This window comes from Lactobacillus melliventris, from assembly GCF_013346935.1.
GTDB lineage: Bacteria > Bacillota > Bacilli > Lactobacillales > Lactobacillaceae > Lactobacillus.
In genome coordinates this window covers 1-15,206 of record NZ_JAAEEB010000003.1, presented here as the reverse complement: position 1 = coordinate 15,206, position 15,206 = coordinate 1, and the positions used below count along the sequence as shown (strand labels likewise).

The window sequence follows — 15,206 nt, the reverse complement described above, 5'->3', positions numbered from 1 at the left end:
TTCTCCTAACATTGTATTTTTACAATTTCATAGCCGTCAATTTTGGGAACAGTAAAGCTAATTTTGGTATCATCTTGGTGAAAAGCAATTTCTTGATTTTGCCTTATAAGTTCGACCTTTTTAACTTTTCTGTTTCCTACTAAAACTGTAAAGTTTTGATTTATCAACTGTGACCGTTCATCAATAGTATATAAATTAACCGCATTTTTCTTTAGAGGATAATCTAATAGGTGTAACAAAAACTTATTTTTATTTGATGAGTAATGTAACTGTGCTGACAGGCTTGGTTTATCTTCTGGCTTAACAACATACCGATCTGGAAGTAATATGTTCAAAGCATCAGAGATGATTTCTTTTACCCACCGAGGAGCATAGTCACGATAAATCTTGAAAACAGGATGTGAAAAGTAAATGCAGTTTCCTTTCAGAGTAGCTGCTGGTACACCTTTTTTGCCTGTGGAAGGAGCATGTTTATGGCCGTAATAATATTTACCTTCACGGTTAAAGTAGGGTTCACGTGTTTCCAAAATAACTTTTGAGCTAATTGGTTCAACAGCCATTCCCTGCTCATACATAACATGTTCTTCTTGAGGTAAATTATGTCCTATTTGTGAATTAGGATAAATATAATCGCGATCCCAGAAAGAGTATCCTTCCATTAAATTACCAGTCAGAGGGTTTTCATTGTAAACTCCTTGATCCATTGACTGGTATGACAACAACACCTTGCCACCGTTTTTGACATAATTTTGCAGTTTGGCAAAACTTTCTGGTGTAGCTTTAATTTTGTCTGGCAGAATCAGCAATTTATATTGAGAAAAATCTGCTTCTAAGTCTATGATATTAAATTGATATCCCAGTTCGTCGAGGACTCGGTTGGCTCCGATAAGGGATTCGTCTAAAGTCATACCGTTGTCCCATATGCTTTCCGGAGTAACTACAGCAATTTCTGCTAAAGGCTTCGTATTTTCAAGTTCTGGTTCTAGTTGTTCTACAGTCTTATACACATGGCCAATTAATTCATAGGTAGCAGGAGATAATTGTCCACTAGGATGTAATTGGTCACCAATTGAACACCCTGCACCAAAAGATAACATTTGGAAAACTTCATATTCCAAAGCTTCTTTATTTTTAAAGGATTGAAAATCACCCCATGATGTATGAAACTTTCCAGTCATACCGATAATATCTTTACCCAGTGTTCTAGCATATCTGTCTACTAGAGGGAAATTATCGTAGCCCCAGTTTCCACCAGGGAGACTCTCTATTTCAAGATGTGAGTAGTAACGCAGTGAAGTTTTAATATAAGGTCCAACATGAGAACCATTATAAAAAATAGTAGCATTCTTAACTCGTTTATGAATTAGACTGGTCATTTCACGTTTAAACTCTTTTAGCATTAAATGACAATACCGTACACGTTCACTTTCAATTGTGTGGTCGATACCTAGGCGAGCCATTTCTTTTCTGCAATGTTTGCAATCGCATGGCACTAGGAAAAAAATATCAAAGAAGAAACCATCAATGTTCTCTGCTCCAATACTGTCTATCACATCGTTAACATGGTCGAACAAATAATGACGATAATCACTATTTAAACATAAAACATCATTAAAATTAGGCTTTTCATCACCCATATTAATTCTATTGCCTTCAGGATCTCGGCAGAGCCATTCTGGGTGATTTAACATGCAATATTCATCCCATTGACAGGTAGAATAAATAGGAACTTTTATTCCTACCTCATGACAAGCTTTAATTTGTTCTGCAAGCAAGTTATGATTGACTAATCCTGGATGAATCATTTCAGGATGATTTTTAGAATTATACCAGAGATACCCATGATGATCCCGAGCAAAACAGGTAATAGAGTTGACATGAGCTTTTTTTAAGGTTTGAGCAAACTCATGACTGTCAAATTTTTCACCAACTTTAACATATGGACTAGTGTGAAAATCCAAGTGAACAGTTCTTTTACGCATCTTTATTGTCTCCTTTAGCTTTATTAGCTAACATCAAATTTACAATCAAAAATACCACACCAAAAATAATCCAAATAAGTGCTGAAATGATCAGACCCATTTCAGGGCTATAATTATGGAATAAAGCTCCTAAAAATTGGAAGATAAATGGAGCAAACGTTCCACCGATATTAATTCCAAAGATAACTATGGAAGTGCTCAACGTCATTGAACCTTTTGGCGAACTAAGGGCAAACAGTTCAGTCATATGAGGATTCATGATGCCCCAGAAAAAGCCGGAAATCATAATGCAAGCACCAATTAAGTAGGAATTGCGTAAAAATAGTGTAACTCCTAATGCAAGACCAGCAATGGTAGCACTAAACGCAGTGGTATTTTTCTGCCAGACATGATAAATGTATTTATAAAGAAGCCCTGAAACAATAGCTGCAATTGGTAATAAGCTTAAGATAAAGCTTCCTGTACTACTATCACCAATATGATTATTAACAATGTAGCTTGGAATTTTAAGACTAATTCCCATATAACTAATTTGCATAATGCCAAACAAAATCGCATAGCCAATTATTTGCCAGTTAGTAGTCTGTTTAATCTTTTGCTGATCGACATCTTCGCCCACAGTAACACTATAGTTATCAAAACGCTTAGGTATCCAAACCAGCGTCATTATGAACGGAATAACAGCTAGAGCAAATACCCAGTAAGCAGAATGCCAACCAATTTTTATTAAATAACCAGCTAAAAAGAGTAAAACGGTACTACCAATATTAATAAAAGAGTTTCTGTAGCCTAAAAGCTCATTAGCTCTTTTCTCTTCATAAATATCAGTGATATATGAAACACTTAATGGAGTAAGAAGAGAGATCCCTACTCCTACCATTATTCTGGAAAATAAAATTAACCAATAATTACCGGTAAATACTGGAATAACACCACAAATTGCAGTGATACCTAATCCCAGCAATGCCAACAGTTTTTTACCAGTAACCTTTTCAATAAACCCAGCAAGCAACGGAATAAAAATTCCAGAGAAGCTCGGAATAGTGACAATCAATTCTACAGTAGAAGTTGGCATGTTAGCAAAATGCTTTTCCATTAAAGGAATAGTACCACTAATAGCTCCTGAAGTAGATAAAACCAGAGAAATACCCATGATCGCTATCATTAGTTTTTTACTCTGCTGAATAACACTTTTGTCATCCATAAAATTTCTCCTTACTTAAATAAACAAAACTTTTTTAAACCGGTTCATTTTTATAATAAAATATAATGTTCACTAAAGCAGAATAATATATATTACGAAAATGAACCCTAAATGTATCTAAACAATAAAAAGCTTTTAATAATTGAACCGGTTCAATTACACAATAATAATATTACTTTTAGAAATTAATTGCAATCGCTTTCTTAAAAGTTTTTATTTATGACAGAATCTCGCCAAACAATTTTGGCTTTAAAAAACTTGGTTTGGTAGTTTAAGTCAGCCGGATTAGTAATTTTTTGTATAATTATTTTCCCGATTTCTCGGCCGATTTTTGCGACTGGCTGTGCTACAACGGTTAACTGGGGTTTTATTACTGTAGAAATATCATAGTCATCAAAGCCAATAAATGAAATATCCACAGGAATTCTGAGATTCAACTCATTTATTGCTTGAATAGCTCCTATTGTCATATAATAATTTGTAGAATATAGTGCGGTTATTTGGTGATTATTTTTAAGTAAATCTAAAGTAGCATCATAGCTTGAATCTTTAAATGAACTTCCACCTACTATTAACTCGCGATCAAAAATACCGTATTTTTTCATTGCAGCAACATAACCGCGCAATCTTTCAGAGCCAACATACCCTTGTTGGCCACCCGAAATAATGCCAATTTGTCTGTGACCTATTTCATAGAGGGATTTGACAGCTTCAACTGAAGCATGATAATTATCCAGCAGTACCGTATCGCACTCAAACCCAGATATGGGAGTATCAACAGCTACTACTGGGATTTTTTTCTTCCGGAATTCTTTTAATATGGGCACTGCTTGTTCAACATGAAAAAGAACGATGCCATCTACATTTCTTGAGTACAGAAATTTAAGCTTTTCGTTTAGCAATTTTATATTGTTTTTATAATCAGCAATTATTAACTCATAGTTATTCTTTTCCAAAAAGTCCTCTAAAGAAGTGACTATGGATGCAGCAAAAATATCTGTTAAAGCATTTACCACAACACCTATTGCATGACTTTTCTTTGTTTTTAAGCCCTTTGCTAAATAATTTTGCTTGAAACCAAGTTTCTTAATAGCTGCAGCAATTTTATCCATATTTGTTTTTTTTAGAGTATATCCATTCAAATAGCGCGAAACAGTACCTAAAGACACACCTGCTTCTTTCGCAACATCACGAATTGTAGCCAACTGATGATCTCTCCTTACATTTATTTTAAAAGTTTAATGATTTACAATAAAATAGTATTCTTTTGCTCTAAACATTTTATCATTTAAAGTTTGAATATGCTTTCAAATTACTTCTCTTGATAATTGTACTCTTGTACTGTCTCACAAAAAATAGACATTATAATATTACCTAGTTACATATAAAATAAAATAAAAAATCTTATTATATAAACCGTCTTAGTTATTTCAATTTTTACTATTCAAAATAAAATTTGTACACAAAAAGCTAACTTTATCAGTATATAAAGTTAGCTTTTTAATACTATTATTATATTAATTTTAATCCACTGCCAAATACTTTTCCGCATTCCGCAAATCTGCAATTGACAATTGACCGGGTGCCGAAGTTTGGCCAACTGCACCAAAGGATAAACTAGAACCGAAAACTTGACCGGCTACTCTGGTAACTTTACCAATATCGCCCATAGCCATAGTAATCAAGGGGTTAGAAATTTCTGCATTCATTTCTGTCGTTGCTGCTAAAAGAGTTAAAACGTCAGAGGCACTATGAGGCATGCAGGCTAATTTAGGGACGTCTGCACCAAGTTGAGCCATTTTTCGTAAACGAAATTCAATAACATCTTTAGCTGGCACCTTTTCAAAGTCATGGTTACTCATAATTACTACGACATTGTAGTCATGAGCTAAGTTTACTAAAGACTTTACTCTTTTTTCATCATGAAAAAGTTCTATATCAACTGCATCACCCAGCCTATTAGTAACGACATATTCTATTAAATTTAAATATTCGTCTTCAGCCAGACTGCAGACCCCACCTTCATTTTTAGTGCGAAAGGTAACCAAAATAGGCAGCTCACCCACTTCCTGCCGCAATTTCTTGGCAGTAGTATTTAGCTTGGCAAAGTCATTAACTCCTGCAGCATAATAATCAATCCGCCATTCCATTAAATCAGGTTTGGCAGACTTAATCTTTTCAGCTGCAGTCAAAATTTCTTCTGTGCTTGTTCCGACATTAGGGACGGCAATTTTGGGCAGCCCTGCACCTAAAACAGTATTTCTAATCCTTACAGTAGCCATTAGTTAATCCCTCAACTAATCGTTGTCGTCTGAAAATATAATCTCACGGATATAATCGGTTGGCATCTCTTTACCTGTCCATAGCTTAAATGATGCTGCACCTTGATCAATCATCATGCCGATACCATCATAGACATGCTTAACTCCGGCCTCTTGTGCCACTCTCATTAACTTAGTAGTTCTTGGAGAATAAACCGTGTCAAATACTACCATATCCTGATGGAACCATGATGGATCTGAAACTAATGTCTTATCTTCAAACGGCTTCATTCCGATGCTAGTTGCATCGCAGTAAATATCACTTTCTGCAATTGATTGTTTGAATGCTTCCTGATCAGATAATTCAGTCAGAGAAACCTTGCAGTCAGTGTTTTCACGAATAGTTTTAACAGTCTTTTCAGCTTGAGGCCAATTTTTATCTCTAATGTTAAACATTCTAATTTCCTTAGCACCATCTAAAGCTGACTGAACCGCTATCGGTGTTGCAGCACCACCTGCACCAGTTAAGGTCATAATCTTACCTTTAATATCAAAGCCTTCATCTTTAAGTGATTGCACAAAACCGATACCATCAGTGGTGTAGCCTGTCAAAACGCCATGATCGTTCACAATAGTATTAACAGCATCGCACATTTTAGCAGCAGGTGATAATTTATCGAGGTATTGAATGACCTCTTTTTTATTAGGCATCGAAACGTTGGAACCACGCATATCTAACGTGCGAATAGCGTCAACTGCGCCTTTTAATTTATCGTTGCCAACTTCAAAACAAAGATAGGTGTAATTCAAGCCCAGCTTAGCAAACGCATTATTGTGCATTGTTGGTGACATTGAATGCCGAATAGGATAAGCCATCAACCCAATTAAGTAGGTATGACCATCAAGCCAGCCAGTAATAGGACCATTAACACCAGTAATTTTATTAGTCATCATTTTTCTCCTTTATTAAATTTAAAATAATTATTCTATACTAATTTTTAGAAGCACCAGACACTGCATCAGTTGGATCAGGTGCAGTCTTTTCAAATTTTTGATAATTGGCATTATCAGCAGCCTCTGTTCCGGCCACAAAACCTGAAGCATAAGACCAAGAATTCATCATACTTGGCATTGAATCATGACCGTTAGCACCGCCAACAATCTCTCCGGCGGCATAGAAATTGTCTAACGCTTTTAAATCTTGGTCTAAAAGTTGCATACGCTGATTAGTTTCATAACCACCAAGGGTAGTACAAAAACGTAATTTCTGCTCAATCACAAAGTAGGTATCGCCTTCATATTTATGCATAAACTGGGAAGGACGACCAAACTCAGGATCATTACCTGAAGTTACATATTTTTCATAGTCAGTTAAAGTCTTCTTTAGGTTGTCATAATTAATGCCAGCTTTTTGAGCTACAGTCTGCAGGTCTCCGCTAACTAAAATCGGACTCTTTTTGCCGTCAAGATCAAAGAAGCCTTGAACTTCATCTTTGCTAAAACCATATTTAAGTAACAGTTCATAAAATCTGTTCCATGTTCTTTCATCCATCACTACAAAAGCAATTTTATCCTTTTGTTCAGCAATGGCATTCCTAAAGTGAGTGTATGGGGCAGATTCATTTACAATTCGCTTACCACTAGTATTAACAAAAATAGCACCCATGTCCGTCGCTTCTTTAGTTGAATAGGTGGTTAATTTGGCAATACCAGGCTCAACTTCTAAACCATGGGGGTAAACTTTATACCAGTCAAGATTGCGGGAAGCTAAATTCATATTTTTAGCAAAATCAAAATAATCACCAGTTGAAGTCATTGGACCATAATAAGGGATGTTGGTCTTGTGCTGCCGGTAATCACGCGCGCCCCAGCCTCCAGCTGCCATAATTAAGGACTTAAAGTTTACGGTAACTGTTTCGTGCTTACCCTCAGCAACTAATGAGACGAGCTGGTCCTGTTCATTTTTATTCAGGTGTTCCACCCGAGTTTCCAGTAAAATTTTGCCACCCTTTTTGGTAAAAGCACTTGCCACTTTAGCTATTAATTCATAAGAACTTTCCGTTGGCATTTCAATTTGGCGGTTAACAGAATGTTCAATAGTTTGTGTTTCAGCTTTCTGATAGGTTAGATCTGCAAATTCAGTAATAAAATCAACTGCTTTACCAATATTTTGCGCTAGTAAATCTGAAAGTAATGGATAGTTTGTCCCCCGGCATTCTCGGGCAATATCTTGAACCAAGAACTGCGGAGAATCTTTTTTTGCTTGCTCACCAAATAAAGTAGCTGCTAATTTTGAACCAGTGCCAACTACGTTTGAACCATTTAAAATTGTAGCTCCACCGAGATAGCCATTTTTTTCAAGTAAAAGAACATTTTTACCCATTGATAATGCCCGAGAGGCAGCCATTAAGCCTGCCATCCCCGAACCAATTACGGCTACATCCACATCATAGGTTACATCTTGATGTGACTGATTGCTAGGCTGAGAAGCAATATTTACACCATTTGCTTTTAAGGCCTTTTTACCAGAGTCAAGCATAGCTTGTGTCATAATCGAAGCACCGGAAATAGCGTCAACAGCGAAACTTTGATTATTAATAATATTCTCTTTTAATTTACCCACAACCTGGTTGAAGATACCCGGGGTTTCGGCAGTTTTAGTCACATTGATATCTGTAATTTGATTATCTTCAACTTTAATATCAAAGTCGATTTGACCATTTCTGCCTTCTGCTGTTGCTTTAATTGTTTTTTCTGACATAAATTCACCTTCTACTTTATATTAATTTTTGATATTGAAGTTTTTACTACGACTAATCAAGACAACACATAGAACCACCGAAATGATCGTTATCACTGTAGTTATCCAAAATACCATCAATGTACTTGCAGCATTGGCCTTTAATACAAACGCAGCTATAAGTGGTGCTACAAAATAAACCACGGCTGGCGCAAAACTGTAGTATGAAGTAATTTTTCCGTGACTTTGGGGAAAATAAGAAGTCAAAACGGAAAGTGCAACTTGCCAGACTCCCCCTGCAGTAAAGAAACCGACAGCTAAAGAACCTATTTCACCAGCTAGCAGGGACGGTTTTAAGACCATAAACAGCAGGCCAAGGGCAGTAATAGCTGAATATACCATAATTAAATTCAATCTTTTTACCCTAGTTACTAAAGCTGAGGTCACAAACACAGATATTAAGGAAGCAATCGAATACCATGATACAAGCTGATTGGCGTTAGCAGCGGACTCATTTAACACATACTGCCCATAGTAGGGAGCATAAAGAGAAAAAATATAGAATGTAAAACAAATTGTAAAACCTAAACCAATGATCATTAAGCCATCAACAGCCAACTTAGGCTGATTCTGCTCACTAATACCAGTTTCTTGGCTTTTTTCTTCTGCAGGAGCCTCTTTTGCCTCAGCTTGTGGGGCAAAAGCTGTTTTCATTGTAAATACAACATCCAGTAAAATAATAATGACTAATATTAACGCTGTAATCTTAGGGTTTTTAATTATTTTTACGCAAAATGGAAATAACATTTGCATGACTTGCATTGCGGCTTTAACAAACGAGTTCATTGTGGCTGTTTTATCTGGAAAAGCATCTGCAAGTGCAGGATAACCGGCTGTATCGCCAAATGAATTGGTTGCACCGAAAAACATTGCTGCTAACCCCGCTATCCAAATATTGTTTGCAAAAGCAGCACCAAGAAGAAAAATTGCGTCACTAAGCAATGCAATTAACAAGGCCCTTTTACGACCAATCTTATCTGAAATAGCACCAGCAAATAAAATTGTAAAAATTCTACCCAAGCCCACCATTGCAATTACAAGTGAAACTTGGGTCGCACTGGCATTCCAAGAATGGGCCAATATTTCTCTGTATTGACTAATAAATAAGGTAGCTGCCCCCACAACTGCAAAATGGGTATAAACTGAGGCAGCAACGCCACTATAACTTTTCCCTTTTTTCATAGCTTTACCTTTCAAAATTAAGACTGCTGATAATTCAGAAATAAATATATCCTATTAAAACGGATATGAATAATTATTTCTGATTACTAAATTATAAAAAATAACTATAATTAAAAGCGCTACTACAACAATATTTTTCATTTTCATAATTTCAGAGTATTAATTTTTAGGCTCATTTTGAATTATGTCAATTAATTCTTTTGCAGCAGTCAGATAAAGGAAACAAAAATGTAAAGTTTAGCCGTAAATAGTTGCCAATAATAAAAAAGACTCATTAGTTAAAAGCGTCAAAACATAGTAAAATTAACGATAACGTATGAATATTAATTTCAGCAATAACAATATAAATAAATTTTGTAAAGGCTTTATCAAACTAAGTATAGTAATTATTAATATTAATATTGAATATAAAAATAATTTTGAGGTGACATCATGAATCTAAATCAACTTTATTATTTTCGTGAATTGGCAGACCAAAAACAATACACAAAAGCAGCAGACAATTTGTTCATCAGTCAACCTACCCTCTCGATATCGATTAAGCAACTGGAAAATGAGCTCCAATGCAAACTGTTTAACCATAATGGACGTTATGTGCAATTAACTGAATATGGGCGAATTTTTTATGATACTGTAACCAAATCTTTAAATACTTTAGATCGTGGTAAAAAGCAGATTGAGCAGCGTATCAGTCAGGATCAGGGCAATATCCATATTGCCGGTATACCTACAGCAATTGGAACTATATTGCCCCACTTAACTAAGCAATATCAACAAGAAAGTAATATTTCCCCTCACTTCATCTACCACGATAATCCTTCATATCAAATTTGCGAAGGTATTAAAAATGGTTGGTATGATATTGGAATTTCCTCATTTGTACCTGAATTTAGTTATTTTACTTATATTCCCCTTTACACTGAAGAAATTATTGCTATCGTTTCAAAAGAAAACAACCTGGCTAAAATAACAGAAATTACGCCTGCAGAATTACAAGGCGAGTCAATTATTACCTACTCTAAAAAAATTCAGATTGGTAAAGACATAACTAATGCTTTATTGGCGACTGCATCTGATCTAAATATCACAAATAGACTACATGATGAATTAGCAATTGCAGGACAAGTACTGACCAATGACATTGTCGGCATCGTTGCCAAAACTATTTATCTGAGTGGTTTCGATATTCACATTATAAAACTGGATTTACCTAAAAATACCCGTCAGGTTTATTTAGTTTATGATTCCAGCCAAAATTTTTCACCAGGAACTGTTGATTTCATTGACTTTCTTAAAAGTCATAAACCAGATATTCAAAAAATTGTTGATAACATTCCTGTCAACTAAAATATAAAAAGTAAAACTGACATCTATCAGAAATTAATAAATGTATGGTAGCGGGGTCTTGAAATAGGATATACTGATATTATGGCAAAGAGTTATAACATAAAAATTATTAGAATCGTTCAACAAGTTGTCAAAGAATTAATTAACCAATGAATCAAACCTATAATATGACTAATTCAATTACCCAAAACGCTTTACGCTCGCTTTTGTATGAAGTTGTTACTGAACCCAAACCTGGTCTGGTAGATCCTGGGAGCCCAGGCCCACATCCCGACATGGATATTTATACTTTTATTGACAGCTCTATCAGTTTAGAATCGTATTTTGCCACTGCTGTTAAAATTGGCCAGACTTTTCACTCAACTGACTTAACCCAAATGTTTCAGCAATTAAGGCAAAGAGGCATCACTGCTGAAAAAGAAATGTTTACTGCTACCCATGGTGCTAATACCCATAAAGGAGCAATTTTTGCATTAGGAATTTTTGTTTGTGCCGAAAGTTATAGTATGACAAACAAGACCGAACTGTTTCTTACTATTACCAAGATGTGTAAAGGGCTTGTACAGCGTGATTTAGTTCAAAATAATGAATTACAAACAGCTGGTGAACAAGAATTTGTTAAATATAAGATAGGCGGAGCAAGAGCACAGGCAGAGCAGGGCTACCCCATAGTCAGAGAAGTGGCCCTGCCTTTTTTAAAAAGCAGTACTGGGACTGTTCAAACCAGGCTTCTGGACACATTAATGAAAATAGCTACAGTAGCGGTTGACAGTAACCTAATTAAACGGGCCGGAAATTATGATGTAGTTAAATGGCTCCACCAAGAAGCAACAAAATATTTAGATCTTGGTGGCTATGCTGCTGCAGCTGGGAAAAAGCAATTGCAAAAATTAAGTAAAGAGTGCTTAGTACATAATTACAGCTTAGGCGGTTGTGCAGATTTACTAATTGTCACCATTTTTGTTGCTTTTGAAAGAGGATATATATAAAAAGGAAGGCAAATCGCCTTCCTTTTTACTAGAATCAAAATATTATTTTTCAGATGCACCAGTTACGGCATCATTATGTGCAATTTCACCGCATGCAGTATCGGCAGCGATTCTACCAAAGGTAAAGATGTCAGCTAATGAATTACCGCCAAGGCGATTACCAGCATGCAAGCCGCCAGCAACCTCGCCAGCAGCGTATAGACCTGCAATAACCTGGCCCTCTTTATTTAATACTTGCGCTTTAGGATTAATCTTCAAGCCACCCATTGTATGGTGAATAGCTGGCTTACGAGGCGTTGCGTAAAATGGGGCAACTTCACATTTAAGGTTAAATGCACTTTTACCAAATTCCGGATCATTACCAGCATCAACGTATGAATTATACTTTTTAATAGTATTGACCAAAGTAGCAGGATCCATACCAGCTTTTTCGGCTAGTTCTTCAAGAGTATCAGCCTTTAATAATGTACCGGCTTTTACCTGAGCCTCAAGTGATTCCTCAGTTGTATTATAGGCAGTAGCCTTTATTTTTTTATCTGCTATTAAGTAGAACAAAGTGCCATTAGCAATTGCCGCCTTAGCTAAAGTATCACGCTCTGCAAATTCGTTAACAAAGCGTTCACCCTTTTGATTAACCATAATAAAGTTTTCAGGCGGAGTTTGGATACCGGTAAATAATTCACCGGTCTTAGGATCAGAAACAGGCATTAATTGAATAAAGCCCATACCTACTAAATCAGCACCTGCTTCTTGGCCTAGAGCTATCCCATCACCAGTAATTGCTGGTGAATTGGTAGTAGCAATGTCATCATCAATGTGCTTCCAGTAAGTGTTGTATTTTTGTACCATTTTAGTATTTGCACCAAAGCCGCCAGAAGTCAAAATTACTTTTTGGGCATGAATAGTAACCTTACTGCCATCGTTTCCTTGGGATACAACACCTGTAACTTTACCGTCTTCAATAATTAAATGCTGTGCCCTAGTTTCAGTTAAAACCGTAGCACCATGATCTTTTATCCAATCACCTAAAACATGAATAAATGCATAACCCATAGGTTCAACCGGCTTATGACCGCGACGCCATAGAGCTCCAACCGGCATAGTGACATCAGAGCGGTCAAATTTTACTCCTAAATCAGTTAGCCATTTAACTGAATCAAGTACGTTATTGACAAGTTCAGTAACTAAAGCATAATTACCGTGAATTTCATTACCATTTAAGTCAGTTCTTTTGCCACCTAAATAAGTCTGTATCTCATGTAATAATACCGAGTCAAAAAGATAATTTTCTCCTGAATCCACATAAGCCTTAATTTGCTTTTGCAATTCTTTAAAATCATCACGGTATTCTGGATCAATTTCAGCAATCGGCGTAGCGGCTAATTTTTCCAGGCTTTCTTTTTCACCAGGTAAGGCTTGGAATTTATTTTGCCATTCTGGCTCAGCAGCGTTTAAAGGACCACCAGCCCTAGTAGTATTACCACCGATTTGAGGGAATTTTTCCAATACTATTACTTTTTTACCGTTTTGAATTGTTCTGGCGGCTGCAGCAAGACCAGCCCCGCCGGCACCGATCACCACAACATCAGTTTGGTATTCAGCGTCTGAACTATTAGCGGTCTGAGGTTTTGGCCTGTTTAACCATTCTTGTGCGTCTCCACCGGCCTCATTAATTGCCTGAGCCACACCATCGACTACTCCATGGCTGGAAATAGTAGCTCCACTAACCGCATCAACATTTAAAGTTTGGCTAGCAATAATTTGCTTTGGCAAACGTTTAAAAACTTCATCGGCTACTCCTGCAGTTTCACCACTTGAATCTATACCAATTTCTTTGATTTTATCCTCAGAAAGGGTCACTTCCATAGGCATAAAACTGGAGCCATGACCTTTAGCCTTAACTTTGTAAGTACCAGGTTTCATCATTAATATACTTCCTTTCTTTAAATACTTATCAGTTAAATTTTACTAACTTTTTTTAGCAAAATGAAATAGTTTTAAAGTAAAAAGATTATAATAAAATTGTTATGGGAGGTAAAATATGAATGACCCTGAAACAGTTTTACATTTTATTGATGTCCTACTAAAAGAAAGTAATTTTACACGAGCAGCCAGCGAATTATATATTTCACAGCCTTATTTAACGCAACTAATTAAAAGAATAGAGCGGAAACTGGGAACTAAGATAATTGACCGCGAATCAATTCCATTCAAGTTAACAGAAGCCGGAATAATTTATTACAATTATTTAGAAACTAAAATTTCCAATAAACAAAAACTAACTGAGCAGTTAATACCATACGTGTCACCTAATAGAGAAGTAATTAGAATTGGTGTTTTAGAAAGTCTAGGTACATTTTTATTACCCGAACTGCTGCCTAATTTTATGTTTGAAAATCCTCATATTAAAATACAATTAGCGGAAAGCTTTCCCAGGGTGAGTGAAACACATCTATTGCATGAACAAATAGATTGCTATCTCGGTCAAACTCCTGAATCACTTAATCAAGGACTAGACTTCTATGTCAATGGTGGTGAAAACTATTTTGTTATTATTTCACCAAGATCAAAGTATTTTAAAAAAGGACGGTTTATTCTCGAGCCGCAGGAATATGACATTAAAGATATTTTGCAAGAACCTTTTGTTGTCAGTTCAACTAATTCTGCTATACGTCACCAAGTCAACGGTGCGTTTCAAAAATTTCATATCAAGCCTAATATTGTTTTAGAAAGTAGCAGTATTATCACTGCCACTAACTTGGCAATAAAAGGTGTAGGGTTAACTATTTCTGCAGCCAGCATAATCAAAAGAATGGCACAGACACCTATTAACCTACTTCCTGTTGATCATAACTTGATCCAAATTAAATATTTCATTGCAGTTAAACATGGACAGGAACTAAAACCAGGATTAAAGAATTTAATTTCAGCTTTCCAAAAACTTAAAATTGAACCTAATATCAAATAGGACACAATAATTAATCCAGGGTATTTAAATTATTAAGCACAAAAAAAGAGGACCTTTCCAGATCCTCTTCTCTCTTCGCTCCGGCTGTCAGACTCGAACTGACGACATCTTGATTAACAGTCAAGCGCTCTACCAACTGAGCTAAGCCGGAATACTAAAAAGCACGGCAGCGTCCTACCCTCGCAGGCAGTCTCCCACCAACTACTCTCGGCGTGAAGAAGCTTAACTGCTGTGTTCGGCATGGTTACAGGTGTTTCCTTCTTGCTCTTGCCACCGTACTTTTTTCCTTGTGAGCTTTTACACTCAAAACTAAATATAATCCGCTAAAAAAACCTTAATTGCCTTCAAGCTTTGGTCAAGTCCTCGACTGATTAGTACTGGTCCGCTCCAAGCCTCACGGCTCTTCCACTCCCAGCCTATCTACCTCTTAGTCTTTGAGGTGTCTTACTACTTACGTATGGGAAATCTCATCT

Annotated in this window: 11 protein-coding genes, 1 tRNA gene and 2 rRNA genes; 3 read left to right on the top strand and 11 right to left on the bottom strand. The window is 36.1% G+C overall.

What is annotated here, in order from left to right:
- Positions 1-5: 5 nt before the first annotated feature.
- The 7 genes from GYV61_RS03020 to GYV61_RS02990 form a co-directional block, all read right to left on the bottom strand.
- Positions 6-1,982 (bottom strand): alpha-amylase family protein, encoded by a 1,977-nt coding sequence (locus tag GYV61_RS03020; RefSeq protein WP_174794737.1) that lies wholly within the window; start codon positions 1,980-1,982, stop codon positions 6-8.
- Positions 1,975-3,186 carry an MFS transporter gene (locus GYV61_RS03015; RefSeq protein ID WP_174794736.1) on the bottom strand — a complete coding sequence of 404 codons (1,212 nt, stop codon included), beginning with the start codon at positions 3,184-3,186 and terminating at the stop codon, positions 1,975-1,977. Before GYV61_RS03015 ends, GYV61_RS03020 begins: the two co-directional genes overlap by 8 nt.
- A 203-nt stretch (positions 3,187-3,389) precedes the next feature.
- Positions 3,390-4,391 (bottom strand): LacI family DNA-binding transcriptional regulator, encoded by a 1,002-nt coding sequence (locus GYV61_RS03010; protein WP_174794735.1) that lies wholly within the window; start codon positions 4,389-4,391, stop codon positions 3,390-3,392.
- A gap of 318 nt (positions 4,392-4,709) precedes the next feature.
- Positions 4,710-5,468 (bottom strand): type I 3-dehydroquinate dehydratase, encoded by a 759-nt coding sequence (gene aroD / locus GYV61_RS03005; protein WP_174794734.1) that lies wholly within the window; start codon positions 5,466-5,468, stop codon positions 4,710-4,712.
- A 15-nt stretch (positions 5,469-5,483) separates the two neighbouring features.
- Complete coding sequence (locus GYV61_RS03000; RefSeq protein ID WP_046324097.1) at positions 5,484-6,398, bottom strand: shikimate dehydrogenase; 915 nt, start codon at positions 6,396-6,398, stop codon at positions 5,484-5,486.
- Between the two features lie 40 nt (positions 6,399-6,438).
- Positions 6,439-8,208, bottom strand: a complete 1,770-nt coding sequence (locus GYV61_RS02995; RefSeq protein WP_174794733.1) for an FAD-dependent oxidoreductase — start codon at positions 8,206-8,208, stop codon at positions 6,439-6,441.
- Positions 8,209-8,229: 21 nt separating this feature from the next.
- On the bottom strand, positions 8,230-9,429 hold the full coding sequence (locus GYV61_RS02990; protein WP_174794732.1) for an MFS transporter: 1,200 nt from the start codon (positions 9,427-9,429) through the stop codon (positions 8,230-8,232).
- A 432-nt stretch (positions 9,430-9,861) separates the two neighbouring features.
- Between GYV61_RS02990 and GYV61_RS02985 the strand changes: the two genes are divergently transcribed.
- Positions 9,862-10,776, top strand: a complete 915-nt coding sequence (locus GYV61_RS02985) for a LysR family transcriptional regulator (protein WP_046324094.1) — start codon at positions 9,862-9,864, stop codon at positions 10,774-10,776.
- A 149-nt stretch (positions 10,777-10,925) separates the two neighbouring features.
- Positions 10,926-11,765: a triphosphoribosyl-dephospho-CoA synthase gene (locus GYV61_RS02980; protein WP_238786741.1), complete on the top strand. Its 840-nt coding sequence runs from the start codon at positions 10,926-10,928 to the stop codon at positions 11,763-11,765.
- Positions 11,766-11,807: 42 nt separating this feature from the next.
- Here the strand turns inward: GYV61_RS02980 and GYV61_RS02975 are convergent, their stop codons facing one another.
- Positions 11,808-13,688, bottom strand: a complete 1,881-nt coding sequence (locus tag GYV61_RS02975) for a flavocytochrome c (RefSeq protein WP_174794935.1) — start codon at positions 13,686-13,688, stop codon at positions 11,808-11,810.
- Between the two features lie 118 nt (positions 13,689-13,806).
- Between GYV61_RS02975 and GYV61_RS02970 the strand changes: the two genes are divergently transcribed.
- Entirely contained in the window at positions 13,807-14,733 is a 927-nt protein-coding gene (locus GYV61_RS02970) for a LysR family transcriptional regulator (RefSeq protein WP_174794731.1), read from the top strand.
- Positions 14,734-14,811: 78 nt separating this feature from the next.
- Here GYV61_RS02970 and GYV61_RS02965 read toward each other — a convergent pair.
- From GYV61_RS02965 to GYV61_RS02955, 3 genes are all read right to left on the bottom strand, one after another.
- Positions 14,812-14,884, bottom strand: a tRNA-Asn gene (locus tag GYV61_RS02965).
- A 10-nt stretch (positions 14,885-14,894) separates the two neighbouring features.
- Positions 14,895-15,011, bottom strand: a 5S ribosomal RNA gene (rrf, locus tag GYV61_RS02960).
- 73 nt (positions 15,012-15,084) lie between these two features.
- Positions 15,085-15,206 (bottom strand): 23S ribosomal RNA (locus GYV61_RS02955); the annotation flags it as partial.

Excerpts from the sequence above, each read along its gene's own strand:
- GYV61_RS02980 (WP_238786741.1), top strand. The coding sequence starts at position 10,926 with ATGAATCAAACCTATAATATGACTAATTCAATTACCCAAAACGCTTTA.
- GYV61_RS03020 (WP_174794737.1), bottom strand. The coding sequence starts at position 1,982 with ATGCGTAAAAGAACTGTTCACTTGGATTTTCACACTAGTCCATATGTT.
- GYV61_RS02970 (WP_174794731.1), top strand. The coding sequence starts at position 13,807 with ATGAATGACCCTGAAACAGTTTTACATTTTATTGATGTCCTACTAAAA.
- GYV61_RS03000 (WP_046324097.1), bottom strand. The coding sequence starts at position 6,398 with ATGACTAATAAAATTACTGGTGTTAATGGTCCTATTACTGGCTGGCTT.
- aroD (WP_174794734.1), bottom strand. The coding sequence starts at position 5,468 with ATGGCTACTGTAAGGATTAGAAATACTGTTTTAGGTGCAGGGCTGCCC.
- GYV61_RS02990 (WP_174794732.1), bottom strand. The coding sequence starts at position 9,429 with ATGAAAAAAGGGAAAAGTTATAGTGGCGTTGCTGCCTCAGTTTATACC.
- GYV61_RS02975 (WP_174794935.1), bottom strand. The coding sequence starts at position 13,688 with ATGAAACCTGGTACTTACAAAGTTAAGGCTAAAGGTCATGGCTCCAGT.
- GYV61_RS02995 (WP_174794733.1), bottom strand. The coding sequence starts at position 8,208 with ATGTCAGAAAAAACAATTAAAGCAACAGCAGAAGGCAGAAATGGTCAA.
- GYV61_RS02985 (WP_046324094.1), top strand. The coding sequence starts at position 9,862 with ATGAATCTAAATCAACTTTATTATTTTCGTGAATTGGCAGACCAAAAA.
- GYV61_RS03015 (WP_174794736.1), bottom strand. The coding sequence starts at position 3,186 with ATGGATGACAAAAGTGTTATTCAGCAGAGTAAAAAACTAATGATAGCG.